Here is a 20,423-nt window from a genome sequence, read left to right as displayed (position 1 = left end):
TCTTTATTTCTCCTGTCAAGTTTTATAATGGCGACTGGACGGCAGTAGTAGGAGTGATGGAAGGTACTTTTTCCCAGCCAATGCCTGTTGGCGGCGGTAAAACGATAGCTCCAACCGGAAAAAAATTCAAACTTTCTATGGTTAATATAGGACATTGGAAAGGAAATAAAATGTTTGAAGAATATTTATATTGGGATAATGATCTGTTTGCCCGCCAGATTGGATTGAAATAAATAACAGTTTGTTTTTATTAATGTGAATCTTATTTTGATGGCATTAAAACATTATTAACATAAATAACAAGCCACATAATCTGTGGCTTGTTATTTTTATAACCAGATATTTTTTAATGAAGAAATTAAAGTTAATATGAATTTTGAATAAACTGTAATCATTTTTTAATCTTTTTTAGATTAATTATTATTGTTACTTCTTCATTATTCATATACTTGGAAATTATTAAATATACATTATAACACTATTCCATTATAACATTTTCTATATCTAAATTAAGGAAGTGAATGTATGGATTAGGTTTTAACATCATCTTAGCAGAAACACCAAACATTCGCTTGAAGAGTTTAGAAAAATGAGATTGATCTGAAAAACCATAATGTTGAGCCGCTTCAGCCATGCTTTTTCTGCCATTAATGACTTCTGTGATGATAATATTGATTCTTTTCCAGATAATATATTGTGAAAAAGAAGTTCCAATTTCTTCTATAAATAAATGCCTCAACCTATTTGAAGAAAGAAAAATAATGGACGATAATTCGTCGAGCGTAATAAGTTTATGAAGATTTTCATCAATATAGGTTAGTGCTTTTTCAATCCGGGAATCTATTTTTTGAGGAATATACGGTACTGGAAATATCTTAGCAAGGGTGTTATTGGCGAAATCTGTAACCAGAGCCACAGAATCTATATTGAAATCATGCGCATAGATATTTTCTGCTACCTGAGGTGCTACAAATTGTTCGATCGTAATATAAGGTTCATCTTTTAAAATGGTTTTCAAAAGTCTGCCTTGTAAGCTATCAGAGTCTATATAATAAACAACTACCATAGCATCCAGAACACTGCAAGAATGCTTAATTCCTTTGTTGATCACAAGGCTTTTAAGATTTAATTGCTTCTCATCACCAATAGTAGTTGAAAAGGTGTTTTTCAAGCTTATAATTATTTGATAACAATTATGATAATTGACTTCAACGATAGCATGTTTAGCTATAAAAGTTAAATTTGTAGTTTCTTTTTTCATCATTTTTGAAATATATTGATATATTTTGTAAAAACTAATAAAGTTAGCCTTTTTATACAATTTTTGAAAATATATTTTGAGATAACTTTGCAGAAGAGTTTGAAAGATATCTAAAAGATTATCAAATTCTACAGAGTGGCAGAACAAAAAAATATAAAATGGGATTAGTTCATTTAGATGATAACAAGTGTAATTATATAAGAATTTTACAATCGAAAAATAAAATGCAAAGGATATATAATGAATTATCCAATAAAAGATTTTTAATTAAAGAAAATATGAAAAGGTAGAATTTTTTTTGCAGGGGTGGATTAGATTTGGAGCAGAAACTACTGAGAAAATATCACTTCTATTCATCCAAAAATGCAAACTTTCTTTAACGGTAAAATGAGATGCCACTAAGTAATAATTATTTTGTATAATCTAACATTAATAGTAATAATTTTTCTATTTTGTCAACTTAATTATTTTTAAAAATGAATTAAAATATTAATTTTCACGAAAATTTAAGATATCAAAACCGTATATCTACTATTAATAGAATAGATAAAAATAATTAACGGTATTAATCATTTATTATCAATCAAACTAAAATATTCTTGATTAATGAAATAATAGTATGCTTAAGGAGCGTAGGCATGCTATGTAAAGCCAGATATGATATAGCCAAATTTCACGATGGGTATTCTGCAACTATGAAATTACATTTTTTCATAAATGTTTTTTAGAAGAGTACTTAAAAATTATTAACAAATCCATAAACATCTTACCATTGTACTATCCGAAAGATTAGTATGCATTGCTCTATTGACAAATATCAACTACAATTTCAGAATTAATTTTCTTAGTCAGCTTATTGGAATATTTTGAAATTATGGAAACAACCAAAAATATTGTGGCGAAAATATTATAAAAATCTAAAACTGGAAGACATCTGTATTTTCATATTATCAATGTGTTTTTACCTAATGATTCTGCTTTAATAAATTATGTATCAATAAAATATTGATTAGGTTCAAAAACTAACTTTTCATTTACAGAACCATTTTATATGTAAGTAGATTCTGTAATGCCCACTCACTTAGCATCCTATACTTATGAATATTGTTTATTCATTTATCTGCTTTCTGCTTGTATTCTTTGCTAAGGCTCAGAAAAAAGATACACTTGCAAAATATACTGATGCCCAACTTACAAAAAAAGCCTCTACTCTGCCAAATAATGTATATGCAGAAACATTACTTCAGAGAAATATCTCAGATTCCATAAATGCTGAGGCATTATATATTCTTGCTGGAAACAGTTCCACAAACCTCGGTGATTTTTGTCTTGCGGCAAAGTATCATAAGAAGAGTCTGGTATTGGCAAAAAAAACTGGGTATAAAAGATATGTCTTTTTGAATATGAGTGATTTATGTCTCAGTTATATTATAATGGGGAAGAATTCCAAGGCACTGTCCACTCTGACACAACTAAAAAAATACAAAAATGACCTGGAATATGAAATGAATACCGACGAAGCTAAGATCCATTATTTGATAGGTGATTTTGAAAAAGCTAATGTAATGTTTAAAGAGAAGTTAGTGAACGTTCAAAAAAAACTTACGAAAACAGATCTTAAAAAGGAACAAAAAGAATGGCTCACCAAAAGATGTTTCTGGTTGTGCCAAAGCTTGGTAAGTAATTATAATTATCAGAAAAAGCCAGACTCTGCAGACTTCTATATGCAACAGTCTAAAAAGTATGACATCAATAATTTTTTTAAGAGTGGTGCTGTATGGGCCAATGAGGTACTAATAAATATAAATTGTGGACATCCGGATGAAGCGTTAGCAATGATGAAGAAATATCAGGAACGCATTATTAAATCGAAACCTTATATTTATCAATGCTTTTACTACAAGGCACTCTGCTATCAGATGCAGGGAGACAATAAAATGGCTTTGGCTTTTGCTGAGGAAGCTATTAAAAATAAAATGCCTTCGATTTCTTATTATCAAAATTATGAGCTGGAATGCTATATGATTGCTTCCCAGGCAGCAAAAAAGATCGGGGATCTAAATAAAATGTTTCTTTACAGCAATAAGTATCTTGAATATGCGAACAGAATCGACAACAATTCCAAGTTAGCATTCATTTCGAAACTGTATAGTCAAGATTTGCAAGATATTTCGCAGGAAAATGATATAGGTAATCTTTCTCAGTTTTTTTTGTGCACTTTGAGCATCCTACTTTTGTCGCTTCTTTTCTTATGGGAGCTTTTCAGAGTGAGAGCGGAGAAGATAAACTTCCAAGTCATAATTGAAAGTCTTAACTCCAAAAAACCAAATTGTACAAAAATGCTGAAAGATGCAACAAGACATCTGTCTACGGGTTTGCGAGATTTTCCTGATCCTCTGCTGGGTCTTCCTGCTACTGCTGAGGAAAATAACATTGAGGACAGTTATGAAAATAGCAAAATAAATATCTCTTTGGAAACGGAAAAGGAAATCATAAAGAAAATGGAATTGTTTGAGAAGAAAAATCAGTTTCTATCCCCCGATATCTCTTTGGGTAAGCTGGCACTTGATTTTAAAACAAATAATACTTATATCACATATGTTATCAAAAAATATAGGAATGATAGTTTTGTTAATTATATCAATAAGCTCAGGATAAATTACATCATTCACAAAATGACACATCATAAGGAATATTCTAACTACAAAATAGAATATCTCGCAAGAGAAAGTGGATTTTCTTCTTATAGTACGTTCAAGCGCATCTTTACCAAACAGACCGGAATGGATCCTTCAATATTTATAGAATATGTAAGAAATTCTGACATTAACCTTTAATGATTTAAGTTTCTTAGTAATTTTTTAATTAACATAAGTTAATTTGTTTACAACATTGTAGGCTTTGCATAATATTTTAAAATAATTATGTTTTTGGCGATAATTTTATGATTATCAATATGTTACAAAATAATAATCATCTTCCATTTACCGTAATTGTAATATGTTTTCCTTTTTTTGAACGAAATGCACAAGTAGATTTGTGAACTAAATATACATCTGGATATATCAGACTATGAAAAAAACTGCCTACCATTATCTTATCATCTCTACGATGATGCTTTTTACTTCTATCTGGAGTAAGGCGCAGGATATGTCAGGCATAGAGAAAGTTTATATTTCAGATAGTGATAATGTAGGGTCAGATAAATCTTCTGGTACTATGTATGTTATGAATGGGGCGGAAGTCATAGTCAAAGATAACACATACATCACGGGTATAATCAAGAAAATCGATTCGGACAGTGCAGTGATAATAAAGCCGAAATCTATTTCCAGACACAAAATTTCTAGAGTTAATAAGAAAATCAAAGAAGTATTGCATCGGATTGTAAAAGCTGCGCAGGAAGTACCAACAGTAGTAGTCAGCCTGCCTCCTTTACCGTCTAATGATACGCAGATGCAGCTTATTTGCAGTTATGGTGGCACAGTGGTGGCACCTACAGTTCTGAAACAGTTTTACTCGTCCACGATTCGGGTTTATAAAAATGATGTAAAGATTCTGGATCGCTCCTCCAGTGACTTTTGGTGCCAACATTATGAAATCAGATACGACCTTGTCAATTTTTATAATGCACTCTTTGCACGCCCGCCTACTGTAGCATTTCTAATCTAAGTTAATAATATAACCTTAAATCTCTAAAGCTTCAAACAAAACTCATATCACCGCAAACGTTAAGAATTTTAAAATAACCGATAGCGCATCGACAGGGCATTTACACAAATAATTTAGGTGATATATCATGTTTGGAGCTGAATGGAGATAAAATATAAATTTTGGATTACCTATTAAACTTGTATCATCAAAAAATCATGAGCTTAATTTTTTAAAGGCAAAAATTTATTTCTCAAAACGTTGTAAGGGGCTAGTTGGATTTGTTACTTAACAGATAACATGGCAACTCCTAACAGCACTTCGTTTAGGAAAAACAAAGGACACATTCACTTTAATACATGATCAAATAATTTTTACGAGCTGTATGATAGCAAGCGATATAATGATTAAAATTTGTTGTGTCTTGCATGTTGAATTATAAATTATAGAGTATGAAGAATATACGATCTATTAATATAAACTATACCAATGGACAAACAATTCCAAAAGCTACATAATTATTTTAGAAATATATCTATAAAGGACAAGACCATGATTCAAATACCAAATATGGACCGCACAATAGTTGGTGCACGCCTGAAGGTTGAACAAAGAATTATTATACAACTTGATAGATTTGAAAAAAAAAAATCTTCCTTTTACCGGATATGTCTTTAACTAATATGGCAATTATTTTCAATACTAATAAAACTTATCTTTCGATGGCAATAAGGAGGAATAAGGGGAAACATTATAATGTATATATCAATGATCTTAGGTTAGAATATATTATCACCAAACTGAAAACATCACCCCAATATTTGAACTATAAAATATCCTACCTGGCGGAAGAATGCGGTTATTCTTCTCATACTGCTTTTATTAGAATTTTTAAAGCTAAAAAAGGTTTTACCCCATCGCAATTTATAGAATTTATAAAGAAAGGAAGGGCAGACTGACAATTATTGGATGTTATTACTAATACAAATATACGCCATAATTTATGAGGACATCCCGTCCACCAAACCCATCAAATCTTACTAAGAGATACAAGGACTTTTAATTTTAATAATGGCCAATAAACAAACTCTAAATTATTACAAATGAAAAAAACACAATTAGAAAATATAGAATTTTTATTCCTTTACGGAAGAAAGAAAAAATCTAATTCTATCGGATGCAATTACATTGCGAATATAATGACCTTGCTTATTGGTTTGATGATGGCTATTATTCCCCAACAAATAATGGCACAACAATGTAAAAAAGTATATTCTTATACTGGAGGAGACCAAACATTTACTGTACCCGCAGGAATTACCTCAATCACAATTAAAGCTTGGGGTGCAGGAGGTGGCGGTGCTAACTCTGTTTACTACTCTTTTGTTGGTGGCGGTGCTGGTGGCGGTTACAGTACTGGTACGCTAGCTGTTACTCCGGGAGATGTACTTACGATTAGAGTTGGTAAAGGAGGTGTTACCAGTAGTACAGTTGCAACATTTGGCGGTGGCGGCGCAGGAGGTACTGCAGGGCAAAATGGTGGAAGTGGTGGTGGATTAGCTGGTGTATTTTTAGGTAGCGGCACTACAACACCTATACTCATAGCAGGTGGTGGCGGTGGCGGTTCACCAGGAGCTGATACCCTCAACCCTGTAGCTGGAGGAGGAGGAGGCACTACCGGTGGACAGAGTGGTGCTTATCCAGCTGGAAAAGGAGGTACCCAATCTGCAGGTGGCGCAGCAAGTACTAGTGCCGGAAATAATGGAACAGCTGGTTCCTCATTAACCGGAGGCAAAGGTGGTAATGCTAATACCTCGTCCAATGAAGGCGGAGGCGGAGGCGGAGGTGGATATTTTGGAGGTGGAGGCGGTGCCGGACAAGGTGTAGATTACAATGGTCCCGGCGGTGGCGGATCTTCTTATATTGCATATGCATCACTAACTGCAAAAAGCACAACAGCTGGTGGTAATGGTGCTTTTAATAGTGTTGGTGGTACAGCAGCAAATAATGCTGATGCTGACTATGCAGCCGGAATTGGTAATGGAGTTGGCACTGGAGGACCTGGCACAGCAGGAGGAAATGGAAGGGTTGTAATCATATTTTCCAGAACCATTTCCGGTACCAGTACCATATGCCCGGGCGCAAGTGGTGCATCTCAACTTACAGTGACACCAAGTGGAGGGACTGGGGTGACATGGGTTTCTAGTAATACTGCCGTAGCCACTGTTAGCAGTACTGGTTTAGTAACAGGAGTTGCAGCAGGTACTGCTACAATAACTTATACAGACGATGGTATTTGTACGTTACCTTTATTAATTACAGTAAATGCAACAACAGCAATTACCGGACAACCCCTCACTACACAAACAGTTATTCAAAATGCGGCATCAACTAATCTCAGCGTTACTGCTGGAGGCACAGGGATAACTTATCAATGGTATAGTAATGTAAGTAATAGTAATACAGGTGGAACGGCCATAACGGGTGCTACTTCTTCTACGTATACTCCCCCTACAAATGTGCTAGGAACAACCTATTATTATGTTGTTGTTACAGGATCTTGCGGTGTTGTAACATCTAACACATCTACAGTTATTGTTAATGCTTTATCATCAGATTTAGAGGTGACAAAATCTGTTAATATTGCGACTTCAACCGTTGGAAGCAATGTTACGTTTACAATCGTTGCAAAGAATAATGGACCCGACAATAATACTAATGTTGTTGTAAATGATTTACTACCCTCAGGTTTTACATATGTTTCGCATGTTGCTACAGGAACTACATATGTTCCTGGAACAGGCGTCTGGACTGTTGGTACTTTAGCTAATGCTGCTACACGTACACTGACTGTTACTGCAACTATTGCATCTTCAGGAAATTATACAAACACTGCTGTTATTAGCACTACAAGTGGTATAGCAGATCCTAATACATCAAATAATACGGCAAGTGTAACAGAAAATGTTACTAATGGTGTCTGCTATAACAACGCAAACACAGCAACCGTAGGTGTGGACAGCATTCATGGAATTACCACATTACAAAGAGCAGGTTCGGATAATGGCAACTGGCCAATGGTTAGAAAATCGGCTCACACTGTTTTAGAATCCAATACAAAGGGTTTTGTAATTACTAGGATGACAACAACGCAGATAACTGCGATTGTTTCCCCACAAGAAGGAATGATGGTTTATGATACTACTGCAAAGTGCTTGAAAATAAATTCAGATGGTACAGCTGCGGGTTGGAACTGTTTTAGCACGCCAGCTTGTCCATAGTTAGAAAAAGTGGCAAATTTTAAATCAATTTTAAAACGATTCAAATAAACAATAAATACCATAAAATGAAAAAAATAATAACAGCACTACTTTTAGGAGGAATATTATTAGCAAATGCACAAGTTATCATTGGTAATAATACAGGTACTGCATCCGTAAAAACATCGGTATTGTTAGAATTTGCAACAGGAAATAAAGGTTTAATCTTACCGTATGTGAGAATACTCCCATCTCCAACGACAATCACCGAAGGAACCATCTTATTGGATGCAAGTACCTCAACTACTGCGAGAGTAAAATATTCAAATGGAACCAACTGGATAGATCTGAGCGGCCAGAATGCAGATGTTACTGCTGCCCTGGCCAACCAGCCAACAGGCATTAGTGAAACAACTTCCAAAGCAATTGTGGGAGCTGATACGTCTACTGCAGATGGTGTTTTGGTTTTAGAATCTACCACTAAAACTATGGTTTTGCCTACTGTTTCAGATGTGCAGAATATCCCAAGCCCTTCCCCTGGGATGATGGTATATATAAATAAAGCTGGAGCAAAACGTCTTGCAGTTTACAACGGCAGCAAATGGAGTTTCTGGAAACCCTAAACCTTAATTGGATCGTCAACCTTTAATAGTTAGCGGTACTAGTACATTTTTGGTGGGTTCTTTTGAAAGCGACCTCGATGATATAAATATATAGTGTAAAGAGATCATTATAATCATTAATGACATTGATAAAGAAGTTACATATAAAGACCTTAAAGTAAACCGGAGCATTATGGCTTAAAATAGAATTAAATAAGTAAAAACACAAATGATGAATTTTAAACACAATATGATGACACCAGAAGATATAGAAAACCTCGTTGGAAAACCAAAACACGAGATAGAAAACCTCTTCGGTGAGACAGAGTTTGAAGACCCGTACGAGCATCGTTATGTACTAAGGAAGTACTGCTTTGGATTGTTTGTCAAAAGATTGTACCTGTACTTTGATCGGGATAATCTTAATGATTATTACATCGGAATCCTCTGAGGCTGTTGCAAATAGCAAATAAAAACACAAATGATGAATTTAAATATGATGATATTGCTTAATAGTTATTAAACTAAGGCTTTTATAAAAACACAAAAAAACATGGAAAAAAATACAGCTCGGTTAGAGGCATTCAGCGACGGTATATTTGGGGTTGCTATTACACTTCTCGCCCTTGAAATTGGGATTCAGGAATATCAGGGTGCAAACAACCTGAATCTTTTGGAAAGAATTATTGAAAAATGGCCGGAATACTTTACCTATTTTAATTCATTTGCTACCGTCCTTCTCATTTGGATGGGGCATAATAAAATTTTTGAGCAGTTGAAAAAGAGCAATCACTGGTTGATTTTTCTAAACGGCTTTGTGCTGCTTCTGGTTGTACTCTTCCCTTTTCCAACAAAAGTAGTCGGATCATTTATAGGAACAGCTGCACAGGAGACAGCGGTTGCGTTCTATGCAGGATTTACAGGATTTATAACCCTAAGTATGCTATTATTAAATCTTGTGATCGTTAATAATAAATCGCTTTTGATCTCTCCGGAAAAAAGTATTCCGTGGTTAAAGAATATGATAAAAGGGCAGGTGCTGGGCTTCATTGTTTATGAAGCGACAGCAGTATTAGCTTTTTATTATTCTGCTATTGCATTGATAATTACTTTTTTGATGTGGATATTATGGGCTGTAATAAGCATGGATAAGAATGAACATTCTATTGACGGATAAATTTAAACACACATGATCAAAAAGATATTAGTTTCAACGTTTTTTTTATTGCTATTTTCAAATGACCTGTTCGCGCAGGGAAATAATACTGAGGAAACCAAAGAAGCTGACCTGAAATATTATATGCCACTTTATCTTGATATCCCGGCAGAAATGAATGTAAAAAAAGGATATCAGGAACTAAATCTGGCTGGAGGTTATGCGGATTTCAAAAATTTTGAAGGTGTGCGTACTCTGGTAGAATATGACTTTGCTCCGGTCGATAATCTAGGTTTTGAAATAGAAGTTCCTTTTATTTTTGTCCATGACAAGCTGAAAGGTGTATCCGCACCGGAAAGTGAAAATACGACTGTCCCGGAGGAAGGCGGAAATACGGATGATGCGATGGCCCTGAGAATAGGTTTTAATTATACATTTCTGACACTTCCAGAAGCTAAAACAACACTTTCCGCAGGGTATTTCAACGAACTGGAAACATCGCCTTTTGATGAGTTTGGAAAGCCGCTTTTTGTGGGCAATGTTTATAACCCGTTTTTTGCTGCGGCCAAGATTTGGGGGCAACGTCTGCAATCAATGATCTACGCAGGTCCGGCTATAAAGCAGGAATTTGAATCTAATGAAACAAAAACACAGTACAGATTTAATACAATCCTAAGCTACCGATTTGGAAAAGGAGAGAAAGAGAGTTTTTTTGGATTAGAGTGCAATCAGACTTTTGGCAAGGAAGATAAACCCCAACTGATTCTCAGACCGCAGGTTCAGCTGCAAATGACTGATGATTTTAAAATAGGTTTGGTAGCAGGCGTGCCTGTAATGACATCCAATGATCTTAATGCAAGCGGATTCCTGAGACTTATTTATTCCATGCCATAACTCAGAAAAACAAAAGATAATGAACAATGCAAAAGACATTCATCTGGGCTCTCTCATTCGCCAAGGCGTAAAGGAAAGAGAAATAAAAAACACACGCATTTTTAATTTTTTTAAATGTTCCGACTACGAAATAGAGCAAATGTATGAATCAAAATCCTTGGATACTGAAGTTCTTCTACGCTGGTCCAAATTACTTGAATATGATTTTTTCAGACTCTATTCCCAGCACCTCATATTATATTCCCCTCAAGGCAGTAAAAACCGCAGTAAAGCAGGCAAAAAACTTACTGGTCTTCCTCAGTTTAAGAAAAGTATTTATAACAGAGAGGTGATAGACTTTATCCTTGAGCTGATGGATAAAAAAGAGAAAAACCAGTCTGAGATTATAAAATATTATGGCATCCCCCGAACAACATTGACCCGATGGATAAAAAAATACAGCAAATCATAATGAAAGTATTTGGAAAGCAGTATTCAAAACAAGTATTTAATTTGTAGTAACCACTATTATGGAAAAAAATTCAGCCCAACCCAATTATAAAAGAATTTATAACGATTTGATAATTAAAAAATATCCCAATAAGATGGAAGAGTGTAAATCTATCCTTCAGAAAAATGTCCTGTCTATCATGGATGTGATCCGGCTCGATCATAAGATCTTTGGCTCTGCGGGTATTAGTGACCAGTCCGGCAGGCATAGATTTTACGATGAAGTTACAATTATGGAAATGCTGAATTACCAGAAAAAAAATAATTTGAACAATGTGCAACTGGCCTTGCACTTCCGTCTGAGCAGGAATTCGGTGGCCAAATGGAAAAAAATCTTTAACAAGGAGAATATTGACTAATAAAAAACAAATTATAATCTATTTTAATTAAAGCTTGAGGCAAAATAGGTGCTGTTATAACAATTTCCTATTATCTAAAATTGATATTGCATTGCTGTAGTGACCAAATTGTCTGTTTTCTCTGCTTTTAATGATAAAACACAAACTTTATATATTTTTAATTAAAGCGTAGGGCAGTCATTGTTTTTTGTGGTTAGAGTATGGAACATCTGTGATTTTCCAAGATATCAGATTGATTGTCTCTGCCATAGTAATGGCTGGCTGCCTCTAAGCTTTTTAAAAATATTTATAACAATAAGTAGATAATAAAAATTAATATTATAACAATTCAGATAGAGTAGTACTGAAGTTTTGCATTCTTCTGACTGCAAAGATCTAACTTATAGAAAACAGATAGGCATCAGGAAACTGCTATTTACAATTTATCAACAGTAAAAATGAAGACGAAGCAAAATAAATTGCCATCCGTGACCGAAAAGCAAGATTAGTACAAACTCTACTATGTTGGCAACCTGATTAAAGGAAAAAAGGAAAAGACGTTACACGCATGATGAGGATCTAGAATATTCTGACGGGTATAAAAAGCTTATATTCAATAATAATGAGATTTGCCTTTGTCTTAGAAGTTCCGGGAGCTATGTTGAAATATTCTACGGAAGATCTACATTATATTTAAAATTTATAAAACTCTAAATAAATTAAGGTAATACATAAACTACCTGAGCAAAACGCAAAATTTAATCAAATGAAAATTAGCAACAAAGCTGTTATTACATTTCTTTTTAGAGCTCACATTGTAATGTTAATATTATCAATAATTATTCTAATATTTTTACTTCTGTGCTCACCGAAGATATTTAGAAATATAAGATATGTAGGATTTTTATTTATCATATATACTGTTATTAAAATATTGCGGCTTAAGTATATATTTTATGAGAACTCTGGAGAATTATTATCTATAAAAAGTTACTATATGTTTAGAAAAAAAAATACTTTAAGACATATAGAAGTTCCATTGGAAAAAGTCAAACAGCTTTATTTAGACAAAATATTCTTCATTAATTATTTGATTATAAAGATACAAAAAAATGACGAAAGAATAATTCAAATCCATTTTCCTATTACTAATATGAAAAAAAAAGATCTTCTGACCATAGAGCATATATTCAAAAACGAATTATAATTTTTTTAGCTTTATTCAAAATTATACAAGCAGTATCATGAGAAATTAGATTAATATTCCAGAAAATATATTATTTGTATAAGTTTTTGATAAACTGCAATTTGATGCAATAAGTGTGTGATTAAAAAAAATTATTTAATGTTATTAAAAAACATTCGAAAAAGAAATTAAGAATGAGCCTGGAAAAAAAGTTCGACAACAAATAATATATAGAATTGTTGGTTTTCATTGAAAAATACAGGTGGTCAATTTAATCCGAAACAACCTGCTCAATTTATTGAAACTGTGTGGTCAATCTCAATGAAATATAGATCAAATATCGGTTATATCTGAAAGTTAGTAAGTGTGATTGAATTAAATTTAACACTATTTATTTTTACCCATATTATTGTAAATGATTGATATATATATGAAGAAGCGAAGTAATAAACAGTTTTTAAACTGATAAAATAAAAATCCCCAAGCGAAAGTTTGGGGATTTTTTGTGGGATTTGATTATAAATGTTAATTAAAATTATTTAACTATAAAATTAGTGATAATCCAAAAATAAGTTTTAGATTTGAATAACTATAAATATAGTGATAAACTTTAAACCTGTAATTAATTTTAACCTATGAAAATAATATTCACATTTATCTTTACACTTCTATTTATCACAATCTCTTTTGGGCAAATTGATCAGAAATTGGCTAATCAAAAAGTGGATCAGTTTGTTAGTGAGCAAATGAAAAATTTAAAAATCCCCGGAATGGCAGTTGCGATCATACAAAACGGCAAAATCATTAAGAAAACAACCTATGACTTTGCAAACCTGGATTGGAAAAATAAAGTAACGGAACACACCAGTTTCCAGATTGCATCCTGCACAAAACTTCTGACATCCACACTTCTCCTAAAAACAATATACAATAAGAAAATCAGTCTGGAAGATCCGGTTTCAAAGTATATTCCGGATTGTCCGAAAGAATGGAGTGATATCAAAATAGAAAACCTGATCAGCCATTCCAGCGGGATTGCTGATTATTATGAAAGTGATGTCTATCTGCCAACCGAAAAAATTGTGGAAGCGGTCAAGAAACTTCCTTTGGTCTTCAAAACTGGATCAAAACAGCAATATGCACAATCGGATTTTATGATTTTGTCTTACATTTTTGAGAAGATTTATAACAAAGCTTTTGTTCACATCCTGAAAGATGAAGTTACTGTTCCTTTAAAAATGAACGACGGCAATTTTGATATGGAATTCAAAGTAAATGGTCAATTTTTACGGACAGATATTATCCCCGAAAAAGTTACAACATATTACGATCTGAATGGTAAAATGCAGGCCTACAAATATCTTTACCCACAATATACTTATCCTGCCGGCGGTTATTTTGCCTCGATAGATGATATGGCAAACTGGGCAATAGGTCTGGATAATGAAGTCGTGTTTCCAAAATCATTTTCTGACAATTATATCTACAAAACAGACAAGATTGATGGTAAAGATGCGGATTTTTCCAAAGTCGGCTGGGTTACCGGCACAGAAGATGGTATTTTGTATGCAGGTCACAGTGGCGGTCCCGGATTAGCGGATATTCTCAGGTTTCCGAAAGAAGGCTACACAATTATAACTCTGTCAAACGACGGTGAACTTTTACCTGGGTTTTCCAGAGCAATCGCTTCTTTTTATATCAAAGAATTGTCTCCAAAACTTAAAATAGAAAAATTTGAAAGAGATTAAATAAGTGCAAATCTTTTAGTAAACTGATTATTATAATAAGAAATCCCTAAATTCGTTAGAAGTTAAAAGATATTATCAATGAAATTTTCAAAAATTATTATAGCAATTGCCTTATTGGCAATGCAAATGGGATTTGCCCAGGAGAAAGCAGATGTGGTTTTAAACAAAGCTTTGACTCAGGCAAAAGCCGAGAATAAAAACGTTCTTTTAGTTTTCCATGCGTCGTGGTGCGGCTGGTGCAAGCTGATGGAAAAAAATATGAACCTGCCGGTTACAAAACCTCTTTTTGATAAAAGTTATGTAACAACGTATGTTGATGTTCAGGAACGTGGCGAAAAGAAAAGTCTGGAAAATCCCGGCGGACAGGAATTGATGAACAAATACAAAGGCGAAACAGCAGGACTTCCTTTTTGGTTAATGTTAAGTCCAAAAGGCGAAGTTTTAGCGGATTCTTTTGATGCCAAAGGTGAAAATATCGGTTCGCCTGCAAGTCCGGAAGAGGTGGCTTCATTTCTCGTAAAACTGGAGAAAACTTCTAAATTAAATAAAACAGAACTCCAGACGATACAACAGGCTTTTGTGAAGAAAGATTAAAGAAAATTCCGAACTTAGGTTTGGGATTTTTAATTAGAATCGGTTTGGGGCAAGCATTTTTCTACCAATTTGTAGATGGTTTTCAATCGCTCGACCACTTCTTCCATATTTTTGGTGAGTCTTTTGACTTCTTGCGGATCCTTTGATTTCAGAACTTCGTCGCCGCTTTTAGAAATGCATTTTTGTTTTTCCGAATTAGATATCCTTCCTTCTGGAGATACTTTGGTCTGGATGCATTCGCAGGATTTTTTGGCGATTTCTTCTTCGATGATTTGGGCGGAGGTGAGGGAGAATGTTAGGAGGAATAAAATGAAGAAGTGGTATTTTTGAAGGGATGAATTCATAATTTTCAGGCTTTTACTTAACGAAGATAATTATTATTTCCTGTCACTTCGTTCGCAATGACATTATTTCATTAGTCAGAAAAAGAGATTATGAATATCTTTGCAATCCTAAACAACAAATAATGTTTTCAAAAATTACAGTTCACAGAGTCGGGAATAAGATCAACCAGGAATCTCTAACGCTTTCTCACGAGGAGCTTCAGCTGGAAGATGAGATGAATGAGTTGCTCGGAAATTATTTTATGAATGCCTTCAAGTCCGAAGAGCAATTTCATTTTTACAGCGATTCTTATTTGGTGAATAATCCGGTTTACAGTTCTGTTTCAGAAATTTTTGAAGACAAAGCCAAATTCCAGTGGGAGTCCGAAAACATCGCAAAACACCTTTACGACGCAGCAGAAAACCCGAGAGTTCAGGGTGGCGAACTGTTCATCGTTTACTTCGAAGGCGACACGATAGAATCTGTTGACGGCGACGATAAAAAAATAGATTCTATCGGGATTTTCAAAACCGAAAAAAGGGAAGGTTTCCTCAAAATTAATCCCAAAGACGAATCTTTTGACATCGAAAGAGATTTCGGAATCAGCTTGTCAAAAATCGATAAAGCGGCTTTGATCTATAATAGTGACAAAGAAAGTGGCTATGTTTTATCTGTCGTTGATAACAACAAAAACGGCGATATCTATTATTGGTTCGAGGATTTCCTGAAAGTAAAACAGCGCGACAATGAGTATTTCCACACACAAGAAACATTGTCGGTTTACAAAGATTTTATCACGCAGCAATTACCACAGGAGTTCGAGGTTTCAAAAGCAGATCAGGCAGATTTTCTTAATAAGTCCATCAATTTCTTCAAAGAAAAAGAAGAATTCAAATACGACGATTTTGTAAAAGAAGTATTGGAAGACGAGAATGTGATTGAGAGTTTTTCCAACTTCAAATCCGATTATGAGAACGATATGCAGATCTCAATTTCAGAAGATTTTCCGATTAATAGTCAGGCAGTTAAAAAGCAGCAGCGTCATTTCAAATCTATCATCAAGCTCGATAAAAATTTTCATATTTACATCCACGGCGACCGCAAAATGATCGAAACCGGACAGGACGAAAAAGGGAAATATTACAGATTATATTTTGAAGAGGAGAAATAATAGCGTTTGGATTTAACATAATATTAATCCAAAATCCTAAAAAATTTCTACCTTTGCATCTATGTTGAACAGAAAAAACAAATCTTTTCAAAAAATCATTTCGGTATTTTTCGCTGGGATGTACCTTTTTGTGGCTTTGTTTTCTTCGCAATTGCATAACCACAACGGCGAATCTTTCTTCAGAGATTCGGGTTTCAAAAAAACAGAGAAAACCATTTCTTCGGATATTTCCAAAAGCCAGTCCGGCGATTGTCTGGCTTGTCATTTTCTGGCAACGGGCAATTCTTTGGTTCCGGAAGAATTTTCTTTCCATTTTGAAAACCATACGCACGATACCAGACAAACTTTTTCTGTACAGGAAAAAATATGGTCTCAGACCAAATTCACTTTTCAGCTCCGCGGTCCGCCCGCCATTTCATAATTCTATTTTTCTCAATTTCATTTAGATTTTGAGAGAATTTTCCTTGAATTAATTATTCAGACATTTTTATTTGGGCAGCTTTTCCGTGCTCCACTCCCGCTATCCGCCTTTGGCGGATGATCTCCGTTCAGCCCGGGCTGCGGCGATTCGGTACTGAAATTAAATTCTGTGTATTAGAAATGTCACAATCCATGAAGTGCAAATACTTCATAATGATTATAATTCAAGGCTAGTCACTATACTTTTTACATTGTACAACGTACAAAAAACTAATTATGAAATATATTATTAGCCTGATGCTGATCTGTTTTGGATTTGCATCTATGTCTGCTCAGTATTCAGTTGAAGGCATTGCACAGGATTTTCACGATAAAACACCTTTGGAAAATGTGGTTGTTTCTTTCGGAAAATATGCCACAAAAACAGATAAATCCGGAGTTTTTAAAATCAAAAATGTGTCGGAAGGAACATATAATTTGACAGCTTCTCATCCCGATTGCGAGAATTATTCTGAGAGTTTGACGGTTGCGAAAGATCTTCATGTAACAATTAATCTGGAACATCACGTGAATCAAATCGAAACCGTAACACTTCACGGCAGCCATAAAAACAACGGAACAATGGTCGTAAAAACCCTTGACAAATCTGAAATAGAAAGAAATTCCACCGAGAATCTTGGTAATCTTCTCAAAAATATCTCAGGTGTTAGCGGACTCAAAACCGGGAATAATATTGTAAAACCAATTATTCACGGACTTTACGGAAGCCGGATTTCCATCATTAATAACGGTGTGAAAATGCAGGAACAAGAGTGGGGCGTAGAACACGCGCCGAACATCGATATTAATAACTTTCAGCATATTGATGTGATCAAAGGTGCTTCTGCGCTCAGATACGGAAGTGATGCCATTGGCGGCGTTGTAATTCTTGAACCAGAGATCTTTCCTAAAAAAGATACTTTGAAAGGTTCGGTCAATCTTTCTGGAATATCAAACGGAAGGGGTTTGGGAATCGATGTGAATCTTGCCAAAATATGGAAAAATGGCTGGGCGGTGAAATCCGGCGGAAGCATCAGGAAAATTGGTGATCAAAATGCACCGGATTATAACCTGAAAAATACAGGTTCTGACTTTTCATCTTTTAATTTTACGTTGCAGAAGAATACATTCAAGAGCGGTTTTTCCTTCGATTATTATCTAACAAATCAGAATCTTGGGATTTTGCGGGATTCTCACGTTTCCACGCCTCGGGATTATTATGAAGCAATGAATACACCGGTTCCATTTTATTCCGGTAATTTTAGTTATGAGATCGATAATCCGAGACAATTGATAGAACACCATTTGGCGAAGATCTCAGCTTTTAACCGTTTTGAGAATATCGGAAAAGTCTCGGCAGCTTATAGTTTTCAGTACAATCACCGTCAGGAATTTGATTTGAGGAGAGGCGATCTCAGTGCGATTCCATCGTTGGATCTGGCTTTGATGACGCATCAATTCAATATCAATGATCTTTTGGAAAGAGAAAAATGGTCTTTGGAAACAGGAATTGATGCAAGTTTCCAAAACAATTATTCTGATCCTGCAACACAGGCCAGAAGACTGATCCCGAATTATGACAAATATTCCCTTGGAATCTATTCGGTTTTCAAATATAAAATCACACCCGAACTGAATGCCGAAGCCGGAATCCGCTACGATTACAATTATTATGACGTCACAAAATGGTATGATAAAAGCGATTGGGAAAATCTGTATGCAGATTCTTATCCTGAGTTCTATGTGATGACCAATGCGAACAGAATTTTGACAAGACCTAAACTGACTTACAGAAATATGTCTTATAACGCCGGTCTGGAATATCATCCGTCCAATAATTTTAATCTGAAACTAAATTATGCAAAAGTCGGCAGAACCCCGAATATCGCTGAGTTATTTTCAGACGGACTGCACCATTCTGCAGCGATTATTGAGAAAGGAAATATGAGTATCAAAAATGAAGAAGGGCATCAGTTTAATTTGGTCGCAGATGCAAAGTTTGATATTTTACAAGGTCTGGAGATTTCGGCAAATCCATATTTTTTCATCACCAAAAATTTTATCAATCAGATTCCGAACGGAACTTTGCAGTTGACTCAGGCGGGAACTTTTCCGGTTTGGATCTATCAGCAGATCGATGCGAAAATGTATGGTTTGGATGTGGATGTGAATTTAAATATAACTGAAAACCTGTCGTATAAAGGAAGAGGCGCATATGTCCACGGTCAGGACGACACCAATAACGAGCCGCTGATTCTGATGATGCCACTGAATTTCACGAATGCATTACAATTTCATAAAAAAGAATGGAATGGATTGTATTTCAATGTCGAAAATCAAATCTCTGTGCACCAGAAACGTTATCCGATCCATAATCTGGATTTTACGGATTATGTTGCAGGAGAAGAGGTTACAACGGTTGTTGATATCAGTACACCTCCAAAAGGTTATTCGCTTTGGAATCTTCAGACTGGAATTGATATTGCGAAAAACTTCTCAGCAGGACTTTCGGTTAATAATATATTTAATATTTCTTACAAAGACTATCTGAACAGAATGCGATATTTTGCCAATGATATGGGCAGAAACTTCATCCTGAACTTCAGATACAAATTCTAAAATTATCAATCAATTATTAAAAAAATTAAACAATGAAAAATAAATTCAATCTTAACAAATTAGTAAGTGTTTTAGCAATATTATTTTTAATCTGCAATGTGATCTCCTGCCAGAGAGATGAAGATGTTGCTGCGGACGATCTGCCTCAGGAGGAACTGACAAATATTATCCTGAATGTAAAAGATGTTGCTACCGGAACGACTCAGTCTTACAATTACATCATTGGTTCTGCTGCTCCGGTTATTGCATTAACAGACGGAAAATCTTATGAAGTGACTACCATTTTCAAAAACGGAAACGAAGATGTCACTCAGGAGATCAAAGATGCGAAAGATGAACATTTCCTAATTTTTGATTTTCCAAAATCTACGATAAATCTGACAAGACTAGATACAAGTTCCTCTACAGGGGCATTGGGAAAAGTCGGGTTAATAACAAAGTGGGACGTGGTGAAGGTGGTCAATTCTTCTTCGCCATTACTAAAACTTACTTTAATCCACGAACCTGCATCTGCAAATGAAGCGCAAAATGGGACAGCCTGGGGAAGTGTAACAGGAGGCGAAACTGATGCTGAGGCTACGTTTGGACTAAGTAATTAAATTTAGAAATCCTATAAATAAAGATGCTCTTTTTTAGAGCATCTTTATTTTATTAGATTAAGTTAGATTTAA

At 34.6% G+C, this 20,423-nt stretch carries 19 protein-coding genes; 17 read left to right on the top strand and 2 right to left on the bottom strand.

What is annotated here, in order from left to right:
* Nucleotides 1-56: 56 nt before the first annotated feature.
* Nucleotides 57-233 (top strand): hypothetical protein, encoded by a 177-nt coding sequence (locus tag ACFJGY_RS16590; RefSeq protein WP_379966267.1) that lies wholly within the window; start codon nucleotides 57-59, stop codon nucleotides 231-233.
* A gap of 245 nt (nucleotides 234-478) precedes the next feature.
* Here ACFJGY_RS16590 and ACFJGY_RS16585 read toward each other — a convergent pair whose 3' ends face one another.
* Nucleotides 479-1,264 (bottom strand): helix-turn-helix transcriptional regulator, encoded by a 786-nt coding sequence (locus tag ACFJGY_RS16585; protein WP_379966264.1) that lies wholly within the window; start codon nucleotides 1,262-1,264, stop codon nucleotides 479-481.
* A gap of 1,094 nt (nucleotides 1,265-2,358) precedes the next feature.
* Between ACFJGY_RS16585 and ACFJGY_RS16580 the strand changes: the two genes are divergently transcribed.
* From ACFJGY_RS16580 to ACFJGY_RS16525, 12 genes are all read left to right on the top strand, one after another.
* Nucleotides 2,359-4,098: a helix-turn-helix domain-containing protein gene (locus tag ACFJGY_RS16580; protein ID WP_379966261.1), complete on the top strand. Its 1,740-nt coding sequence runs from the start codon at nucleotides 2,359-2,361 to the stop codon at nucleotides 4,096-4,098.
* A 235-nt stretch (nucleotides 4,099-4,333) separates the two neighbouring features.
* A complete protein-coding gene (locus tag ACFJGY_RS16575) occupies nucleotides 4,334-4,933 on the top strand; it encodes a hypothetical protein (protein ID WP_379966258.1) in 600 nt (199 codons plus the stop codon).
* A gap of 647 nt (nucleotides 4,934-5,580) precedes the next feature.
* The gene (locus tag ACFJGY_RS16570; protein ID WP_379966255.1) at nucleotides 5,581-5,871 is read left to right on the top strand and encodes a helix-turn-helix domain-containing protein; all 291 of its coding nucleotides are present in this window, start codon (nucleotides 5,581-5,583) and stop codon (nucleotides 5,869-5,871) included.
* A gap of 144 nt (nucleotides 5,872-6,015) precedes the next feature.
* A complete protein-coding gene (locus ACFJGY_RS16565; protein WP_379966252.1) occupies nucleotides 6,016-8,193 on the top strand; it encodes an Ig-like domain-containing protein in 2,178 nt (725 codons plus the stop codon).
* A 65-nt stretch (nucleotides 8,194-8,258) separates the two neighbouring features.
* Nucleotides 8,259-8,795 (top strand): hypothetical protein, encoded by a 537-nt coding sequence (locus ACFJGY_RS16560; RefSeq protein WP_379966249.1) that lies wholly within the window; start codon nucleotides 8,259-8,261, stop codon nucleotides 8,793-8,795.
* 208 nt (nucleotides 8,796-9,003) lie between these two features.
* Nucleotides 9,004-9,225, top strand: coding sequence for a hypothetical protein (locus tag ACFJGY_RS16555; RefSeq protein ID WP_379966246.1), 222 nt, complete (start codon nucleotides 9,004-9,006; stop codon nucleotides 9,223-9,225).
* Between the two features lie 102 nt (nucleotides 9,226-9,327).
* Entirely contained in the window at nucleotides 9,328-9,951 is a 624-nt protein-coding gene (locus ACFJGY_RS16550; RefSeq protein WP_379966243.1) for a TMEM175 family protein, read from the top strand.
* Nucleotides 9,952-9,963: 12 nt separating this feature from the next.
* Entirely contained in the window at nucleotides 9,964-10,824 is an 861-nt protein-coding gene (locus ACFJGY_RS16545) for an HAEPLYID family protein (RefSeq protein WP_379966240.1), read from the top strand.
* A gap of 19 nt (nucleotides 10,825-10,843) precedes the next feature.
* Nucleotides 10,844-11,275, top strand: coding sequence for a transposase (locus tag ACFJGY_RS16540; RefSeq protein ID WP_379966237.1), 432 nt, complete (start codon nucleotides 10,844-10,846; stop codon nucleotides 11,273-11,275).
* Nucleotides 11,276-11,408: 133 nt separating this feature from the next.
* The gene (locus tag ACFJGY_RS16535; RefSeq protein WP_379966234.1) at nucleotides 11,409-11,672 is read left to right on the top strand and encodes a helix-turn-helix domain-containing protein; all 264 of its coding nucleotides are present in this window, start codon (nucleotides 11,409-11,411) and stop codon (nucleotides 11,670-11,672) included.
* A gap of 1,800 nt (nucleotides 11,673-13,472) precedes the next feature.
* Nucleotides 13,473-14,585: a serine hydrolase domain-containing protein gene (locus ACFJGY_RS16530; RefSeq protein WP_379966231.1), complete on the top strand. Its 1,113-nt coding sequence runs from the start codon at nucleotides 13,473-13,475 to the stop codon at nucleotides 14,583-14,585.
* A 78-nt stretch (nucleotides 14,586-14,663) separates the two neighbouring features.
* The gene (locus tag ACFJGY_RS16525; RefSeq protein WP_379966228.1) at nucleotides 14,664-15,179 is read left to right on the top strand and encodes a thioredoxin family protein; all 516 of its coding nucleotides are present in this window, start codon (nucleotides 14,664-14,666) and stop codon (nucleotides 15,177-15,179) included.
* A 29-nt stretch (nucleotides 15,180-15,208) separates the two neighbouring features.
* On the opposite strand, the gene ACFJGY_RS16520 is transcribed toward ACFJGY_RS16525, so the two are convergent.
* Nucleotides 15,209-15,523 carry a hypothetical protein gene (locus ACFJGY_RS16520; protein WP_379966225.1) on the bottom strand — a complete coding sequence of 105 codons (315 nt, stop codon included), beginning with the start codon at nucleotides 15,521-15,523 and terminating at the stop codon, nucleotides 15,209-15,211.
* A 122-nt stretch (nucleotides 15,524-15,645) separates the two neighbouring features.
* Here ACFJGY_RS16520 and ACFJGY_RS16515 point away from each other — a divergent pair, with 122 nt between their 5' ends.
* From ACFJGY_RS16515 to ACFJGY_RS16500, 4 genes are all read left to right on the top strand, one after another.
* Nucleotides 15,646-16,674, top strand: coding sequence for a nucleoid-associated protein (locus ACFJGY_RS16515; RefSeq protein ID WP_379966222.1), 1,029 nt, complete (start codon nucleotides 15,646-15,648; stop codon nucleotides 16,672-16,674).
* 61 nt (nucleotides 16,675-16,735) lie between these two features.
* Nucleotides 16,736-17,095 carry a hypothetical protein gene (locus ACFJGY_RS16510; RefSeq protein ID WP_379966219.1) on the top strand — a complete coding sequence of 120 codons (360 nt, stop codon included), beginning with the start codon at nucleotides 16,736-16,738 and terminating at the stop codon, nucleotides 17,093-17,095.
* Between the two features lie 275 nt (nucleotides 17,096-17,370).
* Entirely contained in the window at nucleotides 17,371-19,752 is a 2,382-nt protein-coding gene (locus tag ACFJGY_RS16505; RefSeq protein WP_379966216.1) for a TonB-dependent receptor, read from the top strand.
* A gap of 32 nt (nucleotides 19,753-19,784) precedes the next feature.
* Entirely contained in the window at nucleotides 19,785-20,351 is a 567-nt protein-coding gene (locus ACFJGY_RS16500; RefSeq protein WP_379966213.1) for a hypothetical protein, read from the top strand.
* Nucleotides 20,352-20,423 lie beyond the last annotated feature (72 nt).

This window comes from Epilithonimonas sp. UC225_85 (assembly GCF_042695135.1).
In the GTDB taxonomy this organism is placed as follows: Bacteria; Bacteroidota; Bacteroidia; order Flavobacteriales; family Weeksellaceae; genus Epilithonimonas.
Note: the sequence above shows the minus strand (reverse complement) of the source record. Positions and strands in the feature narration are given on the sequence as shown.